The 18880-nt window shown below is 44.2% G+C and carries 21 protein-coding genes; 12 read left to right on the top strand and 9 right to left on the bottom strand.

Annotated features, from left to right (window positions below):
• The first annotated feature begins 132 nt into the window (after positions 1-132).
• The 6 genes from CFH81_00005 to CFH81_00030 all read left to right on the top strand — a co-directional run bounded on the left by CFH81_00005 (position 133) and on the right by CFH81_00030 (position 6065).
• Positions 133-372 (top strand): hypothetical protein, encoded by a 240-nt coding sequence (locus CFH81_00005; GenBank protein ID DAB40726.1) that lies wholly within the window; start codon positions 133-135, stop codon positions 370-372.
• Positions 373-483: 111 nt separating this feature from the next.
• Positions 484-1137: a hypothetical protein gene (locus CFH81_00010; GenBank protein DAB40727.1), complete on the top strand. Its 654-nt coding sequence runs from the start codon at positions 484-486 to the stop codon at positions 1135-1137.
• Between the two features lie 65 nt (positions 1138-1202).
• Entirely contained in the window at positions 1203-3527 is a 2325-nt protein-coding gene (locus CFH81_00015; protein DAB40728.1) for a capsular biosynthesis protein, read from the top strand.
• Positions 3524-4261, top strand: a complete 738-nt coding sequence (locus CFH81_00020) for a capsular biosynthesis protein (protein DAB40729.1) — start codon at positions 3524-3526, stop codon at positions 4259-4261. The genes CFH81_00015 and CFH81_00020 overlap by 4 nt, the downstream gene beginning before the upstream one ends.
• Positions 4262-4294: 33 nt before the next feature.
• On the top strand, positions 4295-5050 hold the full coding sequence (locus CFH81_00025; protein ID DAB40730.1) for a sugar transporter: 756 nt from the start codon (positions 4295-4297) through the stop codon (positions 5048-5050).
• A gap of 10 nt (positions 5051-5060) precedes the next feature.
• On the top strand, positions 5061-6065 hold the full coding sequence (locus CFH81_00030; GenBank protein DAB40731.1) for an undecaprenyl-phosphate alpha-N-acetylglucosaminyl 1-phosphate transferase: 1005 nt from the start codon (positions 5061-5063) through the stop codon (positions 6063-6065).
• Between the two features lie 82 nt (positions 6066-6147).
• Here CFH81_00030 and CFH81_00035 read toward each other — a convergent pair whose 3' ends face one another.
• Genes CFH81_00035 through CFH81_00060 form a run of 6 tightly spaced genes read right to left on the bottom strand, consistent with a single transcriptional unit; the run spans position 6148 to position 11451 of the window.
• On the bottom strand, positions 6148-6402 hold the full coding sequence (locus tag CFH81_00035; GenBank protein DAB40732.1) for a hypothetical protein: 255 nt from the start codon (positions 6400-6402) through the stop codon (positions 6148-6150).
• A gap of 10 nt (positions 6403-6412) precedes the next feature.
• Positions 6413-7012: a cytochrome-c oxidase gene (locus CFH81_00040; protein DAB40733.1), complete on the bottom strand. Its 600-nt coding sequence runs from the start codon at positions 7010-7012 to the stop codon at positions 6413-6415.
• Complete coding sequence (locus CFH81_00045; GenBank protein DAB40734.1) at positions 7005-7796, bottom strand: AAA family ATPase; 792 nt, start codon at positions 7794-7796, stop codon at positions 7005-7007. The genes CFH81_00040 and CFH81_00045 overlap by 8 nt, the downstream gene beginning before the upstream one ends.
• A gap of 12 nt (positions 7797-7808) precedes the next feature.
• The gene (locus tag CFH81_00050; GenBank protein DAB40735.1) at positions 7809-9605 is read right to left on the bottom strand and encodes a VWA domain-containing protein; all 1797 of its coding nucleotides are present in this window, start codon (positions 9603-9605) and stop codon (positions 7809-7811) included.
• Positions 9605-10996: a nitric-oxide reductase large subunit gene (locus CFH81_00055; protein DAB40736.1), complete on the bottom strand. Its 1392-nt coding sequence runs from the start codon at positions 10994-10996 to the stop codon at positions 9605-9607. Before CFH81_00055 ends, CFH81_00050 begins: the two co-directional genes overlap by 1 nt.
• Positions 10997-11004: 8 nt before the next feature.
• The gene (locus CFH81_00060; GenBank protein DAB40737.1) at positions 11005-11451 is read right to left on the bottom strand and encodes a cytochrome C; all 447 of its coding nucleotides are present in this window, start codon (positions 11449-11451) and stop codon (positions 11005-11007) included.
• 204 nt (positions 11452-11655) lie between these two features.
• On the opposite strand from CFH81_00060, the gene CFH81_00065 reads away from it, so the two are divergent.
• Positions 11656-12069, top strand: coding sequence for a transcriptional regulator, BadM/Rrf2 family protein (locus tag CFH81_00065; GenBank protein ID DAB40738.1), 414 nt, complete (start codon positions 11656-11658; stop codon positions 12067-12069).
• A gap of 119 nt (positions 12070-12188) precedes the next feature.
• Here CFH81_00065 and CFH81_00070 read toward each other — a convergent pair whose 3' ends face one another.
• From CFH81_00070 to CFH81_00080, 3 genes are all read right to left on the bottom strand, one after another.
• The gene (locus tag CFH81_00070) at positions 12189-12809 is read right to left on the bottom strand and encodes a hypothetical protein (GenBank protein DAB40739.1); all 621 of its coding nucleotides are present in this window, start codon (positions 12807-12809) and stop codon (positions 12189-12191) included.
• A gap of 92 nt (positions 12810-12901) precedes the next feature.
• On the bottom strand, positions 12902-13468 hold the full coding sequence (locus CFH81_00075; GenBank protein ID DAB40740.1) for a hypothetical protein: 567 nt from the start codon (positions 13466-13468) through the stop codon (positions 12902-12904).
• 45 nt (positions 13469-13513) lie between these two features.
• Positions 13514-15367, bottom strand: coding sequence for a hypothetical protein (locus CFH81_00080; protein ID DAB40741.1), 1854 nt, complete (start codon positions 15365-15367; stop codon positions 13514-13516).
• 332 nt (positions 15368-15699) lie between these two features.
• Here CFH81_00080 and CFH81_00085 point away from each other — a divergent pair, with 332 nt between their 5' ends.
• Genes CFH81_00085 through trpD form a run of 5 tightly spaced genes read left to right on the top strand, consistent with a single transcriptional unit; the run spans position 15700 to position 18879 of the window.
• Entirely contained in the window at positions 15700-16128 is a 429-nt protein-coding gene (locus CFH81_00085; GenBank protein ID DAB40742.1) for a hypothetical protein, read from the top strand.
• A gap of 49 nt (positions 16129-16177) precedes the next feature.
• Positions 16178-17365 (top strand): 2,3,4,5-tetrahydropyridine-2,6-carboxylate N-succinyltransferase, encoded by a 1188-nt coding sequence (locus CFH81_00090; GenBank protein DAB41394.1) that lies wholly within the window; start codon positions 16178-16180, stop codon positions 17363-17365.
• Positions 17366-17380: 15 nt separating this feature from the next.
• Complete coding sequence (locus CFH81_00095) at positions 17381-17614, top strand: hypothetical protein (protein DAB40743.1); 234 nt, start codon at positions 17381-17383, stop codon at positions 17612-17614.
• Between the two features lies 1 nt (position 17615).
• The gene (locus CFH81_00100) at positions 17616-17909 is read left to right on the top strand and encodes a hypothetical protein (GenBank protein ID DAB40744.1); all 294 of its coding nucleotides are present in this window, start codon (positions 17616-17618) and stop codon (positions 17907-17909) included.
• Positions 17887-18879, top strand: a complete 993-nt coding sequence (trpD, locus tag CFH81_00105) for an anthranilate phosphoribosyltransferase (protein ID DAB40745.1) — start codon at positions 17887-17889, stop codon at positions 18877-18879. The genes CFH81_00100 and trpD overlap by 23 nt, the downstream gene beginning before the upstream one ends.
• Position 18880: the final 1 nt, after the last annotated feature.

Consider the following 18880-nt stretch of genomic DNA (forward strand, 5'->3'; position numbering starts at 1 on the left):
TCAAGCCCGAGGATGACGAAAAACACTGTCATTCCCGCGAAGGCGGGAATCCACGAGTTCCCCTGATGCCATAGATCCCCGATCGAAGTCGAGGATGACGAAGCGGTCGAGCCATGAACGACTCTTAACTCTTTGACTCTTCAGGAACCTCAGGACTTATGGCGGACGGGCAGTGTTTATCTTTTTGGCAGCAGGGTTGATGATGCTCAAAAGGGCGGGGATATTGACTTATATATAGATACCCCTATGGCTTTTTGGGTTTTTGTATTAAATAGTGAGAGCAATTGGTGTCATCGAGTACTCGCCATAGAAGAAAGTAAGCAGGAGTGCGCGGCTGGCAGCCAGCGGATTGGTCTTGCACAGATAAACTGATCAAAAAAACAAGGATAGGTCAAATTTCTTGATCTGTGTCACAGCTTGCTAAGTGAGAAACAGGTATAATGAGCGCCGATTTTAAAGAGAAACGAGGAGGAAGGGAAGAGAATGAAAAAAGCAGCAGCATGGATGGTAATGTTGGGATGCGTGAGCCAGGCCATGGCCGGAGGAGATATCGGCACGGAGATAGAGCCGCAGATTGCGGTGCCTGTGACGGCGGAACCTGCAGGCAAAAGCGGTTTTTACGCAGGGCTTGGAGTAGGGTCTCAAAGAACCTATTCGGTTGATTCGGCTTTTTTTGACGACGCAAAAACACAAGATGAAACCGTGGGCGTAATAGGCCTGCTGGGATATCAGTTTAACGACTATCTGGCAGCAGAAGGCAGGATTGGCAAGAGTATTGCGTATGAAGACTATGCGGATGTGCTGAGCTACAGTCTCTTTTTGAAACCCCAATACCCCATCACCGAATCGATCAGGGTCTATGCGCTTTTGGGTATAGGAGGCGTGCAGGTAGAGGGTGAAAACGGAGATACTCCCGCCCATGCCGACAAAATAGGCAAAGAGATCCTTGATGAAACCGGTTTTCAGTGGGGGATCGGCGGAAGCTATGCCTTCACGGAAAACATTTCACTTTTTGCTGACTATACCTCTTTGGCAAAAGATGCCGATATCAGCTCTACCCTTTATGGGTATGATGCGGCCACCTACAGCGAACTCAGCAGCGATGCCATTACTGCAGGCGTAACTTATCAGTTTTAACTTTTTTTGCATAACTTTTTGGATACGCCGTATGCCTGTTTGGGGGGATATGGCGAAGGAGATAAATGAACACGCACCCGGTACAGATCAACGAAGACGAGATAGATCTCAAAGAACTTTTTAGGACACTGGTCCGCCACAAAAAAAAGATCATTTTTTTTACGCTGCTGTTTAGTATCGTCTCGGCCGCAGCGGCCTACTTTATGCCCAATGTCTACTCTGCCTCTTCGACGGTAGAAATCGGCGCAGATGACAGAGGCATTGCTTCGCAGCAGGATATCCTTGCGATGGCGATGGCACCGGGAGCTCTCACTCCGGATACGGAAATAGAGATCATCAAATCACGTTTCGTCGTTGCTGATGCGCTTGAGAAGGTTGATTTTGCACACCGGTACTACCAAACTGTGAAAATGAAAGAGGCCGAACTGTACAAAGATGCGCCTTTTGAGGTCGAGCTTGAGAGGGGATTTGGCGTCTCTTTTGTATTTTCTCCTGCAGGCAAGACACGCTATCGTCTCCAGGCAAAAGGGGTCGATGACCAAACCCGTGAAGAGTGGGAGATCGACAAGGTTTATGATTTTGCACAGAAGGCAGAGGAGGCGCATTTTGCGTTTACGCTTTCGCTTAAAGAGGGGATAGAGGGGCTTGAAGAGGGTTCGTACCGATTTGAGGTACTTGATCCAAGAGAGGCGATGGAGAAAGCGCAGGAAAAAGTCACTGTGAGCCAAAAAGGCAAGAACAGTGCCATTTTGCAAATCAGCGCTGAAGACAATGTTCCGTTGCGTGCCAAAGAGTTTGTCAATGCCTTGGCTGAGGCGTATATCGACCAAAGCGTTCAGCGCAAGACACTTGAAGCGACGATGACGCTGGAGTTCATCGATGAACAGCTTGAACGGATCAATGACAACCTTCAGGCTTCTGCTGTCAATTTGGAAAATTTCAAAAAAGAGATCAATATGGTTGATCTTGGCACAAAAGCAGAGGGCGTAGCGGAAAAGATGAGCGAGTATGAGAGCAGGCTCGCCGAAGTGGCGATGGAAGAGAAGATGCTTGCTTCGCTCTATGCGCAGGTGCAAAAAGGCAGAAACCTTGAAATGCTCTCAGGTGCAGGGCTCAATCTGGAAAACACCGGAGTGCCTGAACTGATCAAAGAGCTTCAAGATGCGCTGCTCAAACAAAAGCTTCTGCTTGAGGACTATACGCCGCAGCATCCTGAAGTGCTTAAGCTGACCCGCAGCATCGCGCAGCTCAAAAATGTCATCTCCAGCACGATCAGAACGCTCAAAGAACGGGTGGCATCGCGCAAACAGCTTCTTGTCAAGACGATCGGGGAGTATGAAGCACTTTTGCAAACGCTTCCTGAAGAGGAGCGGGTTCTAGGGGAGCTTCAAAGAAAATTTTTGGTCAATGAGAAGATCTACTCCTATCTGCTTGAAAAGCGTGCAGCCACTGCAATCGCCAAAGCGTCAACGGTCAGCAAAAACAGGATCCTCGATACGGCGCTTGTGCCTGATGAAAAAGAGCCGATCAAACCCAAACGAAAATTGATTGTTTTGGTCGGGTTGATCCTGGGATTGGTCTTTGGAATAGTTGTGGCTTTTGTGAGCGAGTTTTTGGATGACCGCATTAAAGAAGAAGAGGATGTCAGGAAAGGATCGCCTCTTCCGCTGGTAGGGATGATACCGTCCATCAAAGAAGGCGGCGGCAAGGTCAAGGTGCTGGAGTCTCCCAAATCCATCATAAGCGAAGCCTTTAGGTCACTAAGAACCAATCTGCAGTTTATGGCTTTGCAGGAGGGTCCTGTGCTGATAACGATCACCTCCACCGTCGGCGGAGAGGGTAAAACGACCATAGGCAGCAACCTGGGTGCGATCATCAGCCTCACAGGCAAGCGTACGATCATCCTCAATCTGGATATGCGAAAACCCGTTTTGCACACAAGGTTTGATCTGCCAAACAATCAGGGGATCAGCTCGGTGCTCGCAGGCAAGGCGGACTTGGAGAGTGTGATTTTGCCCACGGCCAGTGAAAATCTTGATATCATCTCTTCGGGTCCCGTCCCTCCCAATCCGAGTGAGCTGATCGGGAGCAAGAAGATGGCTGAAGTGATCGAGAAACTTAAGGCGGTCTATGATGTGATCATCCTTGATACCCCTCCTGTGGGTTTGGTGACTGATGCGATGGCGCTGATGAAGATCTCTGATATTTCTTTGTATGTTTTGCGCGCCGGATACTCCAAAAAAGCATTTTTGCAGGATATGAATCGTATGGCACAAGAGCATGAGATCAAAAGTTTGGGCCTGGTGCTCAATGATCTCAAAGCCGGCCGCTCCGGTTATGGATATGGTTATGGATACGGTTATGGATATTATGAAGAAGACAAAAAATGATCCCCTCTTTTTTTAAAAAGAGAAAAGCAGGCAAGCCTGTGACTGCAGTGAGGGTGGATGTGCATTCTCATCTGATCCCCGGGATCGATGACGGAGCTCAAAATATGCAGGAGAGTCTTGCGCTGCTTGGGGCGATGCAATCTTTGGGATACGAAAAGGTGATCACCACACCCCATGTGATGGCAGATGCATACGGCAACACCAAGGAGTCCATTCAAAAAGGGCTCGGTTTGCTCCAAAAAGAGGCGCAAAAAAGCGGTTTGACGATCCAGATTGAGGCTGCAGCGGAGTATTATCTGGATGAGGGGCTGCTTTCGCTGATAGAAAAAGATGAGCTGCTTTTGGTGGGGGGAGAGTATCTGCTTTTTGAAACTTCCTATACCCACCGCCCCAACGGGCTGGAGCGCGTGATCTTTGAAATCCTTGCCGCAGGATACAAGCCTTTGCTTGCACACCCTGAGCGCTATCGCTATATCCAAGAGCCGCATGAAGAGTATAGCAGGCTTAAGGCATTGGGTGTTTTTTTTCAGCTCAATATCAATTCGCTGGGCGGCTACTATGGCAAAGGCGCCAAGAAGGCAGCAGAATTTTTATGCAAAGAGGGCATGGTGGATTTTTTGGGGAGTGATGCGCATCATCAAAAACACACAGATTTTTTGGAGAAGGTATTTGCGACGCAAGCGTATGCGCAGCTGTGGAAAAACAATACCATCCTCAATGAAAGTCTTAGATAAGCGCACCATAGTATCACAGCAAAGGAGAGAAGAATGATCATAAAACATGTAGGCGCAGGGGTACTTCTCATGCTGTTGATAGCAGGATGCACGGTAAAATCTGAGTATCGGCTGCTTCAAACCAAGAATGATATTGCCGCAGAAGAGCTCCTTTTGGATCCGATCTTTGAGTATCGCATCCTTCCCCAGGACCGGCTGAAAGTATCGTTGTATAAAAATCCCGAACAAGCCTCGGTCGGAACTTTCAATGAGCTGGGCCAACACATGAACAACGAAGGAATCCTTGTCAATGCGCAAGGATATATCACTCTGCCGCTGGTAAACAAGATCAAGGTTTCAGGTTTGACTCAGACCCAGGCAGCAGACCGTATCACGCAGCACTACAAAAAGTATTTGAAAAATCCTTCGGTTTATCTCGAGGTGATCAATAAGCGCGTGTATGTGTTGGGCGAAGTGAAAAAACCGGGCGCTGTGGCTGTGGACAAGGAGAAGATGACGCTTCTTGAAGCGATCGCATTTGCTGAAGATATGACAGATTCTGCGATGCGAAGCAATGTCGTCGTGATCAGCCATACCGATCAAAATCAAATGGTTATGAGACAAGTGGACCTTACGAATTTTGATACATTGCATGCTGCCAACTTGATAGTGAAGCCCAACGATATCATCTATGTCCAGCCAAACAACTGGAAGCAGTTTAAAGTAGTTGCAACCGATACGACATCAATCTTTGAAACGGTAAGCAGAATCGCCTCACCGTTTGTGACCATTAAATATCTGACCGATTAAAGAGGATAATATGATTTTAGAATTTTTGCTCATTTTTATTGGGGCGTTGGTGATGATAGGTCTGGTGCGCAGCTATGCTCCAAAAATCGGCCTGATTGATATCCCAAACGACAGAAGCGCGCACACACGGCATACGCCAAGAGGTGCGGGAGTAGGATTTTACCTTAGCAGCGCATTGATCATTCCTTTGTTTCATTTTGATCTGATACTTGCGTACAAATGGACGTTTTTGGCAGTGTTTCTTGTCTTTGTCGTAGGCGTACTGGATGATCATCATGACACTTCGCCTAAAACGAAATTTATTGTGATCATTATCGGTGCATTTTTGCTTTCATTTGACCATATTATCATTGATAAATTGGGTACGGTTTTTGGCATACCGGTTAGTTTGGGGTGGTTCGCGCTGCCGTTTACTCTCTTTGCGGTCACAGGATTTACCAACGCGCTCAATCTTATCGACGGATTGGACGGGCTTGCTGCGACGATCAGTATCGTAATACTGGGCAGTTTTATGGCAGTAGGGTATCTCAATGAGGATATGTTTATGACGGTGATCGCCGGTTCGTTTATCGCTGCACTGGCGGCTTTTTTGGTGTTTAACTGGCATCCTGCGTCGATCTTTATGGGAGACAGCGGGTCTCTTACATTGGGATTTGTTATTTCGGTGCTGGCGATCAAGTCTTTGGCTTATATTCCCGTGGTGAGCGTTCTTTTTGTTGCGGCTTTGCCGATCTTGGACACGCTGGTGGTAATGATGCGGCGCAAACTCAACGGTCGCTCAATTTTTTCTGCCGATAAGTGTCACATTCATCATATATTGAAACGATTTTTTGAAAAAAATATCCGAAAGACGGTACTTTGTTTGGGAGCGCTTCAGTTGCTCTATTCATTTTTGGGTTTACAGATAGACAAGGGAGCCGACGAAGGGTTTTTGCTGATACTTTTTGTGCTCAATGTGATAGTTGTTTATTTCTTGTTGGGCAGGATGGTCAAAAAACAACAGTGCAACTGCTAAAAGTGCAGTGATGGATAGCAAACACAATCTCTGTGCTTACCTGAGGCTTAGCTGACGGCAGGACAGGGATCACCGGAAAGCTTCAAGCGGGCAAATAGTATGCTGCGCCAATCAAGAGTATCGTGATGCTTAGCCAAAGGATAGGAATAATTCTGTACTTAAGCCGGACTTCTTTTAGTCCCATAAAATGATCGATCACCAATAGTGCTTTTATGAACGTGCTTATAAGTAAAATACCGACAAGAAATACATTGATGTGCTTTAAATAGCCCAGCAAAAAAGCGAAGACAGTAAGTACAGCCAAGACAATCCAGACAAATTCTAGGGTTTTTTTCATGGTACAGCCCTTATCGTATGATGTAAATAAGCGGAAAAAGTACGATCCACAGCAGATCCACCATGTGCCAGTATGATGCGCCTGTCTCCATGCCTTTATGATCGTTCTGGGTGTAGCCCTGCGTTTTGGTCTTTTGGTAAATGACACACAGGATAAACGAGCCTAAAAGCACATGCATGAAATGAAATACTGTCAGCATGATATAAAACATAAAAAATTTATTGGTGCTCAGCGTGATGCCCTGTCCGAACACATGGATAAAATCAAGCAGCTTGACCGCTAAAAATCCGCCTGCAGAGATGATGGCGAACAAAAGCCATCGTGCTGCGGCACGGCTTGTTTCCTTGATGCTTTCATCGGTCATGTGCTTGATGCTTTGCACAGCTTTGGCAACAAAATAGCTGCTGGTGATCAAGATCAGGGTATTAATAAAACCCGATATTTGATCGAGCTGCAGCTGGGAGGCGTTGAACATCTCGATGTTGGATCTCCTTGAGAAGGCAAAACCCAAAAAGAGCAGTGCAAACGTCAACAGCTCAACATAGATAATGATCCAAATCGCAAAATCCCCGGGCGGATAGGGTGCTTTGGCGGTGAGCATTTTAGTCATGGGCATCCTTTTGAAAATGCAAAGCAATCAGCTTCTCGAGTACTTCCAAAACATCATCTTCATCGCTGAGCGACTCGACGACGGAATGCATGCAGGCCTGGTAGGGATCAAATCCTTTTGTGATCAATTTTGCCGCATAGATCAGCAGCCGTGTCGATACGACCTCTTGAATATCGCTGTCGCTTAGCTTGCGGATTTCATTGGCGATGTTGACCAGTTTTTGCGCCGTATCTTGATCTGCGCCGCTTTCTTGGATGATAATCTCTTTTTCGATATCGGGTTTAGGATAGTGGAAAGTAAGCGAGATAAATCTTTGTTTGGTACTGGGTTTCATCCCTTTAAGCACATTTTGATACCCCGGGTTGTAAGAGATCGCCAGCATAAAATCCGGATGCGCTTCTATCAGTTCGCCCGTCCTGTCGATCGGCAAAACCCTGCGGTAGTCTGCCAGAGAATGCAAAACAACGGTGGTATCTTTTCTGGCTTCGATAATCTCATCAAGATAGCAAATGCCGCCGTTTCTAACTGCTTTGGTAAGCGGCCCGTCTTGCCAATAGGTACCGTTCTCGTCTATGAGGTGGCGTCCTACCAAATCGGCTGCACTCAGATCGTCATGGCATACCACCGTATAAACCTCCCGCCCCAGTTCTTCGCCCATCGCTTCGATAAATCGTGTTTTTCCGCAGCCTGTGGGGCCTTTGATCAAAACGGGAAGATTCAATTGCGCTGCGGCTTTAAAAAGTTCCACTTCGTTTGATTGCGGCAAATAGTAGGTTTTTGACATCGTATTCCTTTTTTATTTTGTTAGATTGATATAAACTTCGGTCAGTATTTTGGGCAGTTTCTGCCCGTCTCTTACCACCGCATAGCCGTTTTTTCCAAAAAGATAGCCCAGATACTCTTTTGCGTCCAGGTCGACCGTGATGCAAAAAGGGGTAATGCCTTTTTGTCTGGCCTCTTCGATCGCTTTTTTGGTATCTTCGATGCCGTAGCGGCCATCATACCTGTCTTCGTCGTTGGGTTTGCCGTCGCTGATGATGAGCAGCAGCTTGTTAAGGCTTTTTTGGCTGTCTAAAATTTTGGTTGATTCGCGTATGGCTGCACCCAGCCTGGTATAGTACTGGGGGCGAATGCTGTCTATCCGGCCGCGAGTGAGATCAGAATATTTCTCTTTAAAATTTTTAATGATATGAAAATAAACCCTTTTGTTTTGGCGTGATGAAAAAGAGTAGATGGCAAATTTGTCCTGAAGTTTTTCCAATGCTTCCGAAAAAACCATGAGGGCGTCTTTGATCACGTCGATGATGCGCACTTCTTGGGTGATGCCTGCTTCGGTTGAGAGCGAAATATCGGCCAAAATCAGCGTAGCCATATCACGGGTCTTTTTCTCATATGCGGTAAAAAACTTTTGATGGTGCAAAGACTTGTTTTGATGGCCTTTGTACTCGATCCATGCGTCAAGATTGATATCATCCCCGTAGGGAAGACGGGTGTTTTTTACTTTGTCTATCTCAAGCAGGTCCAGTTCGCTTTGGATTTTTTTTACCGTTTTGTTCAATCTTTTTGGCAGCTCTATGGGGGTGACATTGATGACGATTTGCGGTTTGATGCGTACATAGTTTTTGAGATACGCTTTTTTTCTGTAATCCCACTCGTCGATCAAATGTCCTTTTCCAAGAGGGTAGATTTCCGTGATATTGGGTTGCAAATCCAAATCCATTTTGATACGCGCAGAGAGATTTGCCTGTTTTTTCCCCAGCGTGATCTCATCCAGATCCTCGGCGTGGTAAAGCGCGTTTTCATCAAAGCTGTCATCTTCGCATCTGTCTACATTGACCTGTTCGAAAATGCTCATCAGGGATTCGGGCAAAAAGGCTAAAAACCCGTCGGTTTCATGTTTGTCGTCAAGCTGGTTGGTCTGTTTTTTCATCTTGAGGGTATCGGTTTTGTTTTTGTTTTGATCCCTTTGAAGCTCTTCTTCCTCTTCGTTTGAGCGGTCTGTTTTATTTTTGGATAATGCAGAGGGATAGATCCAGACAGGATTGGGATAATCGCTTGCAAATGCTTTATAGTTGTCTAAAGTATTGGTAAACGATAATTGTTCAAAGCGGCTGCTAAGATAATCGGTTGCTTTGTCGTAAAATCTTCTAAATCCCGCATAGGTATCGATCAGGCTTGCTGCTGCAGCATTGTTTTGAGAGGCAAGTGTTTCGGCGGTGATGTCTGCCGGGACTTTTGCGGCCAGGGCTACGAGCCAATAGTAGAGCATTTCATTTTGCTCTTTTGTATCAAAATAGGCAAACGAAGGGGGCAGATAGACTGCTTTGTCGTCTTGCCACGCTAAAAAAAACTCTTTTCCTGAAAATGAAATCTTTTGCAGGAGCGTTCTTGAGGTACTGACATATCTTTTGTCTGTGATTTGCAGATTTTTGCCTTTATCACCGCCCAAAAGGCGGTAAAAAAGATTCAATGATTTGCTAAGATCGGCAAAGTAAACCCTTTCTTCTTCGTGAAATTTGTTTACTTTTTTGTTGAGATAGCTATCCCAAACTTTGCCGATACTCTCTTCAAACTCAAGATAATAATGCAGCATTATGCGTTGTATCCTACTGCTTGGCCGGCTTCTTCTTTGACAAAGAAGCTGGCAAAATAAGTGAAAAGCCCGGCAAAAACCAATAGGCCAAACCCTGCACGAACCATATAAATGCCCGCGATGGACTCTTGAGATTCCATAAAGCCTATCAGTTCAGTTCCGACTCTTTGATCCAAGATCTGAACGATACCCGCAGCAGAAAGCGCCAGCGTAAGACCCATCATGCCGACATTCATCATCCAAAAAGATGCCAATTCCAAGTTCTGTGCTTTTTGAGAGTTGCCTTGCGGGCGTCCTCTCAAGATAGGCATCGCATAAGAAACCATCGTAAATATGATCATCACATAAGCCCCGTAAAAAGAGAGGTGGCCGTGTGCTGCGGTAAGCTGTGTACCGTGCGTAAACATGTTAACCGGCGCAAGCGTATGGATGAATCCCCACACTCCGGCACCTAAAAATGCCATAACCGCCGTTCCTTTTGCCCAAGTAAGCGCAATTTTGTTGCCGTGTTGGATCTTTCTCTCTCTTGTCATCGTATAGGCAAACAAGATCATCAGGAAAAACGGCAAAGGCTCAACGGCAGATGCGATAGATCCGATCCATAGCCAGTATTCAGGCGCACCCATATAGAAAAAGTGGTGTCCGGTTCCCAGGATTCCTGAAAGCATTGTCATCGCAATGATCAAATAGAGCCATTTATCGATATGTTCTCTGTCAACCCCTGTTACTTTGATAAGCACGAAAGCCAAGATGGCGCCAAGGATAAGTTCCCATGTAGCTTCTACCCATAGGTGCACCGTAAACCACCAGAAAAATTTATCCATAATAAGATTATGAGGTACATAAAAAGCAAACAGAAAAAATACCGCAAGCCCTACCAGGCCTGTGATCAAGACAGTCGTGATAACGGTTTTTCTTCCCTTGATTACGGTCATAATGACATTAAGTATGTACGATACAACTACCAATACAATCCCAAGCTTAGTCGGCAAAGGCTGCTCTAAAAACTCTCGACCCATTGTCGGCAAAAGGTTGTTAAAGGTCAGTTCCGTAAGCTGGGCATACGGTACAAACAGATACCCAAAGATTGTCGCAACACCGGCTGCTGCAAATACCCAAAACGTAATAATCGCCAATTTTGGGCTCCAAAGTTCCGTTTCCGTTTCTTCAGGGATCAGATAATAGGTTGCGCCCATAAAGCCAAACAGAAGCAGTACGATAAGCAAATTGGTATGTACCATTCTCAAAACGTTAAACGGGATCAGCGGGAACAAAAAGTCGCCGTACAAATACTGAATAGCCATAAGCAAGCCAAACAATATTTCTCCGGCCAAAAGAATCAATGCAAAAATAAAATAAGGCTTTGCTACCATTTGTGAACTATATTTCATATCGTCTCCTATCCTTCAATTGTAGGTGGCCAGTCATTGGCATTTACTTTTGATGTCCAAATCAAGAAATCAGACAGGTTGTCAACCTCTTCCTTGGTCAAATTAAATTGCGGCATCTTTCTTCTGTTTGGCGTATCGAGCGGCTGAGCAGCCATCCAGCCTTGCATATATGATTTAAATGCACCCTCGTCAGATGCTCCTCTTCTTTGAAACACGTTCATAAGTTCAGGTGCATAATACGCCCCCTCCCCGACAATCGTATGACACCCAACACAGTTGTTGTCCTCCCAAAGTTTTTTACCCGCTACGACAGATGCTGTCATATTGACCTCATTTGATCGATGCGGTATTTGCTTTACAGTGTCAAGAGTAAGGGCAAGAAATATCAACAGGGCGAAAGTGCCGCCGCCGTAATAGATATTTTTTGCCATACTTTTCGTGATACGTTCAGTCATAGGCAATCCTTTTTTATATTCTACCTTGAAGTAGTAATTCGAATAATAGCGAAGATATTTTAATTCTACCTTTAAGTAGTATATAAAAAATCAACAAATTTTGATAAATACCACCTTTAAGTAGTAATTGAATAAATTTGCACTACAATACTATAATATACGATAATACACTTAGTGTATAAAACATAAACCTAAAGGATTTGAATGCAATTGAGTGCTACATCACAATATGCTATAAGAATTTTAGTTTATATGGCAGGCCAAAAAGACCCCCATTCTCTCAATGCCGCCGAATTAGCCGAAACATTACTTATACCCTATAAGTTTCTTGCCAAGATCATGACGTCGCTTGTAAAGGTGGGCCTGGTAGAATCTATCAGAGGAAAAGAGGGCGGATATAAACTGAAAAAGAAAGCTTCGGAGATCATGGTGGGCGATATTTTGGATGCATTTCATGAATCCATAAAGGATGAACAATGCATACTGGGTATAGGATTTTGTAACGGTTTGTGCAAATGTGCTCTCCATGATCAATGGATGGAGCCAAAATTTTTGCTGCAAAAAATGTTTAGAGAGTCAAGTTTGGAAGATATCGCCGGACGCGGGTGCAAAAGATAGTGTATGCATCAAGACGATGCATGACCGCTATCTTTTTGCCTGCCCGGAAAGTTCGGCTTTGCATATACCCAATGAAAAATCATTATACTTCGCTTGTTGCTGCGCATCAAACTATTTATCTAGGCTCTAGACAGAATTTTTTCTATAGACTCTTTTTTTAAGCGGGCATAATCTTTGCAATATTGCTCACTCTCCATCTCGCAGGCTTTGCCGTAATACTCTAAAGCCTGTTGTTTGCTTTGCTTGACCCCTTTGCCGTCTTCGTACATGATCCCAAGGTTGGAACATCCTGCAGGGTTTCCGCCATCGCATGCTTTTTGGTAAAATTTTGCTGCTTTGAAACTATCCTGCTTGACCCCTTTGCCAAAGTCATACATAATGCCAAGATTAGAGTATGCTGTGGCATCCCCGCTGCTAGATGCTTTTTTAAAGAGTTGGGCTGCTTTTGAATTGTCTTGTTCTACTCCCTTGCCAAGCCGATACATAATCCCAAGATCGGAACATCCTTGCGCTTCTCCGTTATCGCACGCTTTTTGAAGAAGCTCTATCTTTGTTTGATAATCTTGTGCACTGTATGTTTTTTTTATCTCTCCTGAGTTGTTGCCAAAACAAAAGCCAAGCAGTAAAGCAACCAATCCTATTTCTCTCAATTTTATTCTCCTTTTTATTGTTGATAAACCCTCTGGGCAATGAAGCCATAGAGTCGCTGCAATTATCATAAATGCTTGAATCAAGATCAAGCGTTTATGATTTAATCTTCATCTTTAATTATACACCAAATAGTGGTTATTTGCCAATAAATATGATGACTGCTTGTTCTGTTTGGATCACATTATATGACGCGTTTAAAACTTTTAACTATCAAAAAAATGACAAAAACCTCTACAGCAACAAGCAAGAAGTGTAAAAAATAAACCTCTTCTTTGGGATCGCTGATGCCCCAATACGCAAGCATCTTATAGAAAAGGTAAGATAGTCCCATACCCAAAAGATAGCCTAGTTGTTTGAGTGTATCCACCTGAGATAAAAGCGTGTCTTTTCCCAGCAAAAGCGTCTCAACTCTTACCAGATAACTTCCAAAGACAAAAGTAACTTGATAGCCCGCATAGATGACCAGTGCGGTTTGGTATGTATAGGGCTTGAAGAGAAAATAGCATATGGCCAAAAGCAAAATCCCTTCCACAAAAAGAGAAATCCTAAAAAACCATTTTGCAGTCAAGATCATATGGTAAAGTCTTGCCACCACCAGCATACCTATGGCAAGCACAACACCCCCCAAAGAATAAATGGAAGGTTCCAGGGGGGCATAGAGGATAAAAATAGTTCCTACGCTCAATCCCAAAAAAAGCGAGTTGAAAAACTTGTAGGGCAGGAACCAAAAAGGGATCAACGTATACATTAAAACAATGCCTTCTCTCTTTTGTGAAGCAGGGGAAGCACCCTGCTAAAAACGGTAGGATATTGTACCATAAGCTGCTCTGCCTTCAGCAGTATAATCATAAACAGACCGGTAGTCTTTATCAAAGATATTTTTGGCATGGATGGAAAGATCGGTATCTTTCGTAATAGGCGTGCTGAAATGAAGATGCCATAAGGTATAGTTTCCTGTTGATACTTCCGAAGCCGGCCAAGTATTGAAATTCATATCTTTTCTGTTGCCGATATATTGGGCTTCGATGCCGTAATGCATTTTAGAATCCGCATAATAGTCTACAGAAGCATTGAGTGTATCTTTGGGACGTCTGAAAAATTCACTGCCGTCATATTTTTCAAATGTAAAGAGATGGGTATAGTTGGCAGAGAATACTGCTCCGATATCCGGCAATCTATAGGTTGAACTGATTTCCAGCCCTTTAAATTTAGAGGCTCCTTCTACATTGTAGCAAATTGATTGATAGGTATCCGGATCAAAACTATAATCAAAACTATCTTCCGCCTTATGATCAAAATAAGTTATATTCAGCCACTCTTTGTAGCGTGCATAGATCTCATACCCTTTGGTATAGCTTGGTTTTAGAAGTGTGTCGGGCAAGGATGTGGCCATTTGGTAGGAACTTGGGGCATCATAGGCAGTATAGTAGTTGGCGCCTGTCACGAAACCGGGCATGGAGGGATGGTCATGTTTGATACCTATTTTATAGGTAGCTTTATTTTTAAATGTATCATAATCATCATATCTGAGATTGGTTTCGATCAGTGTTGTTTGATTGATAAGATAGGTATTGGATAAGAAAATGCCTTTATCAAGATAAGAACCGAATTTACTGTCAGAATTATAGGTATATGTACCATCGATATCTTTATATTCTAGACCTAAAATTGTTTTGTTTGCACCATATTCAAAGGTATTGAGCAAACTGTATTCTTTTATTTTTGCCCGATAATTTCCAATCGCACTGTCATATGCATCACGTTTGTAATCTCCTGTGCTTGCGTGTAAGTCGAGACGATAGTGTTCCTTTTTAAAACGGTAATCAGCCGCTAGATTTTTCTGGTCTGAATCGGCATGGCTATAGTCATCATTTGGATCTAAAAGGAAGTAATCATTGTAACCGTCATATTCGGCATTGGTTTTGATGCGATTGCAGTCAAGCATCAATGTGTTGTTTGGATCGAATCTATATCCCAGTTTGAGGTTGGTATTTTTGTTTTTATATCCGTCATCCTCGGCATCCCTCGGAGCGACAGCTGAAAATCCGTCGGTTTCAAGTACGGAAGCCAGAAGGTGTGCTGTCAGTTTCTCGTCTTTATAGCCGATATCTGCATCAACGCCCCTGGTCGCATATGAGCCGTAGGTCGCAGCCAAAGAACCGTGAACGCCATCTTTGGGTGTTTTGGTAATGATATTGATGACGCCTGCGCTGGCATTGGATCCCCAGATGCTGCTTTGTCCGCCTTTAACTATCTCAATCTGTTGAATATTTGCCGTAGTGAGGTTTTCTAAAAAAGCGCTTCCTTCAATAGTGCTTGGGTCGTTTAGGCGCATACCGTCTAAAAGTACCAGAGTCTGCCCGCTGTTCATTCCTCTGGTAAAAATTGAGGTCTGCTGTCCTAATCCTCCCGAATGTACTACGGAAATGCCTGCGATATGTTCGATCGCCTCGGCAACGCTTTGATAGCCTTTCTCTTTTATCTCTTCGGCGGTAATCACTTCAATGTTGGATGTCGTGTTCTCAATGGATTGTTCGGTTTTGTTTGATGATACGATGGTGATGGGTTCGAGTGTTTCGTCTGCAAGAAGATTGGCTGCAAGCAGAAGCGCAGGTATGAGGGATAGTTTAATTGTATTGCGATTCATGGTTTTCCTTATGTATTGAGGTATGAATGATTAAACATTTTTATCAACAGTTTTTCATAGGACTATTGTAAAAAATGCCGTTTATGCTGTAAAAAAATTAAAAAAAGACAAGGAATTTTTAGGAGGAGAAGTTTTATACTCTTGGTTCTCATAGGCAATTTGATGGTACTGATGATTGCTGTCAAGAGTACACAGCTTATGCAGCGTAGAGTACATCGCAATGATCGCTAATGAAAAGTACCGTCTGGTGTAGCCTCGAAGATGTTTCATGGAGCGGATTGTACACAAAGTTCGTTATAATTGTTCTTATTGAGAGATGCCAAAGGAGTGTTGTGACTTACAGGGAATGGTTTGAATCGCATGGTAAAAAACACAAGGCCGTAATGGAGAGGTTGCAACATTTGAGCGATGATGAAGTGATCGCTTATTTCAGGTTTGAAAATATGGTGCAAAAGGAGCCCGGGTTTTGTCCGCTATATCAAAAAAATAAAAAATGCCATGATTTGGAGCCGCTTAACTGTTATCTGTGCGCCTGCCCGAACTTTCGTTTTGACGATAACGGATTTTGCAAAAAAGAAGGCAAGACAGTTTATAGCTATTGTGCCATAGATTCAGCAGAAGGCGGTCTGTTTGTATCTAAGGACGCGATACACCAAGACTGCACAGGATGCAGTATTCCTCACCGGGAGGCTTATATTGAGCAGCATTTCAAGCGTGATTGGTTTGAGGTGATGGCCGATGTGTATAAAATTTCAAACTAAAAAAGTATAATTACCCCAAACAATATTGACAAAAAGAGAGGATATGACCATGCAGACAGTCGCATCAACAGATGAATTCAAAAAGTTAGTGGCGCAAGTGACGTCACAGGAGGGATATAAAGAGCCTATCGCATTTGGTATCGCCAGAGTCGACAGGGGGCAAAAAAATGCCGAGAAAATCCTTCAGGCCAATTTTGGAATGATCAACTGGAAAGAGAATTTTGGTTCTGCAGCTGTATGTATCAAGGCACTTCAAGAAGCAAAATGCGAAGTGGATTTTTCAGGGTCTGAATTTGTTGCAACGATCAATGACAGTTTTGTAGCCAATGCCATGGCCGCATTTGCTCCTTATTTGGATGAGGCGGCAGGCGACGCTCACAAAAATGTGCAAGTGATCAAAGCGTTGTCTGCCATGGAGGATATAGGCAAAAATTTCAGGATCGTTTTTTTGTTTGAAGATACCAATCCTGCAAGTGTTGAAGCAGTCTACTTGAAACTTTATGCGCTTTCCTTGGGCAAGGCAAAGCTTAGAAGTATCAATCTCAATGGAGCTTTTGGTATTTTAAGCAATGTGGCATGGGTGGGCAATACGCCATACGAACTTGAGTATTTAAGAGATCGCGAAATAGAGATGAAATTAAGCGGCATATTCCCTGTTGTAGATGCCGTGGATAAATTTCCAAGGTATTTGCAGCATGTCATCCCCGCCGAGAATACGCGTATCCTGGAAGCTTCCAAGGTAAGAATGGGTGCACAGCTTGCAGCAGGCACGACGGTAATGCCCGGAGCGTCCTATATCAATTTTAATGCGGGTACATTGGGGCCTGTAATGGTAGAAGGGCGCATCTCTTCCTCGGCAGTCGTAGGATCCGGTTCGGACGTAGGGGGGGGTGCCAGTATCCTCGGTGTGCTTTCAGGAACTGACGGCAATCCTATCAGTATCGGCGAAAATACTTTGCTTGGAGCCAATTCGGTGACAGGGATTCCGCTTGGAGACGGCTGCATCGTGGATGCGGGTATCACCATCTTAGCAGGAACAAAGATCAAAATTGCATCCGCGGAGCTCGAAAAGATAAAAGCAGCCAATCCTTCAGCCGGCCTTGAGACAAAAACCACCTTTAAAGGAAAAGAGCTTCAGGGGCTTAACGGCATTCATTTTAGACACGACTCTTTAACAGGTGAGATTGTCGCCAGAAGAAGCACGAGAGAAGTGAAACTTAATGCGGATTTGCATTAAGATAAAGGGCAATGGGTGAACGAAGAGGAACTTCTCAAAAAAGTGACGCTGCTGGGCATTTTGAAAAAAAAGCCTGACGAGACGCTTAATGATGTGATGCTGATGCTTGTTGATACGGGCATGTACACTCTCAAAGAAGCAAAACAGGTTTTTAAAGAACTTAAAGCTCAGATGTATCTCCTGGATGGTCAGCTGACATTAAAAGGTATTACTGCGGCAAAAGCTGCAGAATTGGAGTTTAAACAATAACATGCGTGTAGATAAATGGTTAAGTGCAGTCAATGTGGTCAAACGACGTACGGTAGCTACGGATATGCTTAAAAGCGGTGTGGTGTATGTTAATGGCATGCAGGCCAAAGCATCCAAAAATATTGTAATGGGCGATGTGGTAACGATAGAGTATCTCAAGGGTGCCAAATCCTATCGGGTGCTTAAAATTCCTGCGACCAAAACGATCCCTAAAAGTCAAAAAGACGAATATGTAGAAGAGATAGACAATGCAATGCAAAAAGGAGAAGAAGATGAATGTCAGAGCACAATTTGAAAGATTATTCAATAACGAAATGAGCCAAGAGGAGGGGCGCCGGTTTCTTGTAGATCTCAGACAAAAGGGAGAAACTTTTGAGGATATCGCGGCCGGGGCTGCCGTGATGCGCGAACACTCCATCAAGCTTCCGCTTTCAAATGCTTTAAGACAAAAAGCAATTGATGTAGTAGGAACGGGGGGAGACAAGATAGGAAGTTTCAATATCTCATCTACCGTGTCACTTTTGCTCGCTTCGCTGGGATGCATGGTTGCCAAGCATGGGAGCAGAAACGTCACAAGCGTTTCAGGTGCCGCTGATGTGCTTGAGGCACTCGGGATCAACCTTGATCTTTCGGTTGAAAATCAGATGAAAATGCTTGAAGAGACAGGGTTTTGTTTTATTTTTGCGATGAATCACCATCCTGCGATGAAACATATTATGCCTATACGAAAATCTATAGACTACCATACTATTTTCAATATTTTAGGGCCATTAAGCAGCCCGGCAGGGGCAAGAAAATATCTGCTGGGTGTGTTTGATCCCAGTCATGTCAAACGTATTGCCGATGCGCTTTTGGAGCTCGATACGATAAGAGCTCTTGTGGTAAGCAGCCATGACGGCATGGATGAGATCTCTCTTGCCTGCAGAACTTCGTTTGCCTATTTGGAAGACAACCGCATTTTGGAAGGTGAGATCAATCCTGAAGCCCTTGGATTCAACTACGCACCCAAAGAAGCGATACTGGGCGGGAATGCGCATGTAAATGCACAAATTACCAGAGATATTTTTTCAGGAAAAGAGCAAGGGGCCAAAAGAGACATTGTGGTGCTTAATGCGGCTTTTGCTCTTTTTGTGGAAGGAAATGTGCGAGATATACAAGAAGCAATAGTGATGGCAAAAGAGGCGATTGACAGCAAAAAAGCACTGGCGCATCTGGACAGGATTGTCAAAATGAGCCGACAATTATCAGATGAAATCAAGCAATAGC

It is taken from the genome of Sulfurovum sp. UBA12169, assembly GCA_002742845.1.
Taxonomy (GTDB): domain Bacteria; phylum Campylobacterota; class Campylobacteria; order Campylobacterales; family Sulfurovaceae; genus Sulfurovum.

What these genes read in the sequence shown, in the direction of transcription:
- CFH81_00010 (DAB40727.1), top strand. Translation starts at nt 484, where the DNA reads ATGAAAAAAGCAGCAGCATGGATGGTAATGTTGGGATGCGTGAGCCAG.
- CFH81_00015 (DAB40728.1), top strand. Translation starts at nt 1,203, where the DNA reads ATGAACACGCACCCGGTACAGATCAACGAAGACGAGATAGATCTCAAA.
- CFH81_00020 (DAB40729.1), top strand. Translation starts at nt 3,524, where the DNA reads ATGATCCCCTCTTTTTTTAAAAAGAGAAAAGCAGGCAAGCCTGTGACT.
- CFH81_00025 (DAB40730.1), top strand. Translation starts at nt 4,295, where the DNA reads ATGATCATAAAACATGTAGGCGCAGGGGTACTTCTCATGCTGTTGATA.
- CFH81_00030 (DAB40731.1), top strand. Translation starts at nt 5,061, where the DNA reads ATGATTTTAGAATTTTTGCTCATTTTTATTGGGGCGTTGGTGATGATA.
- CFH81_00035 (DAB40732.1), bottom strand. Translation starts at nt 6,402, where the DNA reads ATGAAAAAAACCCTAGAATTTGTCTGGATTGTCTTGGCTGTACTTACT.
- CFH81_00040 (DAB40733.1), bottom strand. Translation starts at nt 7,012, where the DNA reads ATGACTAAAATGCTCACCGCCAAAGCACCCTATCCGCCCGGGGATTTT.
- CFH81_00045 (DAB40734.1), bottom strand. Translation starts at nt 7,796, where the DNA reads ATGTCAAAAACCTACTATTTGCCGCAATCAAACGAAGTGGAACTTTTT.
- CFH81_00050 (DAB40735.1), bottom strand. Translation starts at nt 9,605, where the DNA reads ATGCTGCATTATTATCTTGAGTTTGAAGAGAGTATCGGCAAAGTTTGG.
- CFH81_00055 (DAB40736.1), bottom strand. Translation starts at nt 10,996, where the DNA reads ATGAAATATAGTTCACAAATGGTAGCAAAGCCTTATTTTATTTTTGCA.
- CFH81_00060 (DAB40737.1), bottom strand. Translation starts at nt 11,451, where the DNA reads ATGACTGAACGTATCACGAAAAGTATGGCAAAAAATATCTATTACGGC.
- CFH81_00065 (DAB40738.1), top strand. Translation starts at nt 11,656, where the DNA reads ATGCAATTGAGTGCTACATCACAATATGCTATAAGAATTTTAGTTTAT.
- CFH81_00075 (DAB40740.1), bottom strand. Translation starts at nt 13,468, where the DNA reads ATGTATACGTTGATCCCTTTTTGGTTCCTGCCCTACAAGTTTTTCAAC.
- CFH81_00080 (DAB40741.1), bottom strand. Translation starts at nt 15,367, where the DNA reads ATGAATCGCAATACAATTAAACTATCCCTCATACCTGCGCTTCTGCTT.
- CFH81_00090 (DAB41394.1), top strand. Translation starts at nt 16,178, where the DNA reads ATGCAGACAGTCGCATCAACAGATGAATTCAAAAAGTTAGTGGCGCAA.
- CFH81_00100 (DAB40744.1), top strand. Translation starts at nt 17,616, where the DNA reads ATGCGTGTAGATAAATGGTTAAGTGCAGTCAATGTGGTCAAACGACGT.
- trpD (DAB40745.1), top strand. Translation starts at nt 17,887, where the DNA reads ATGAATGTCAGAGCACAATTTGAAAGATTATTCAATAACGAAATGAGC.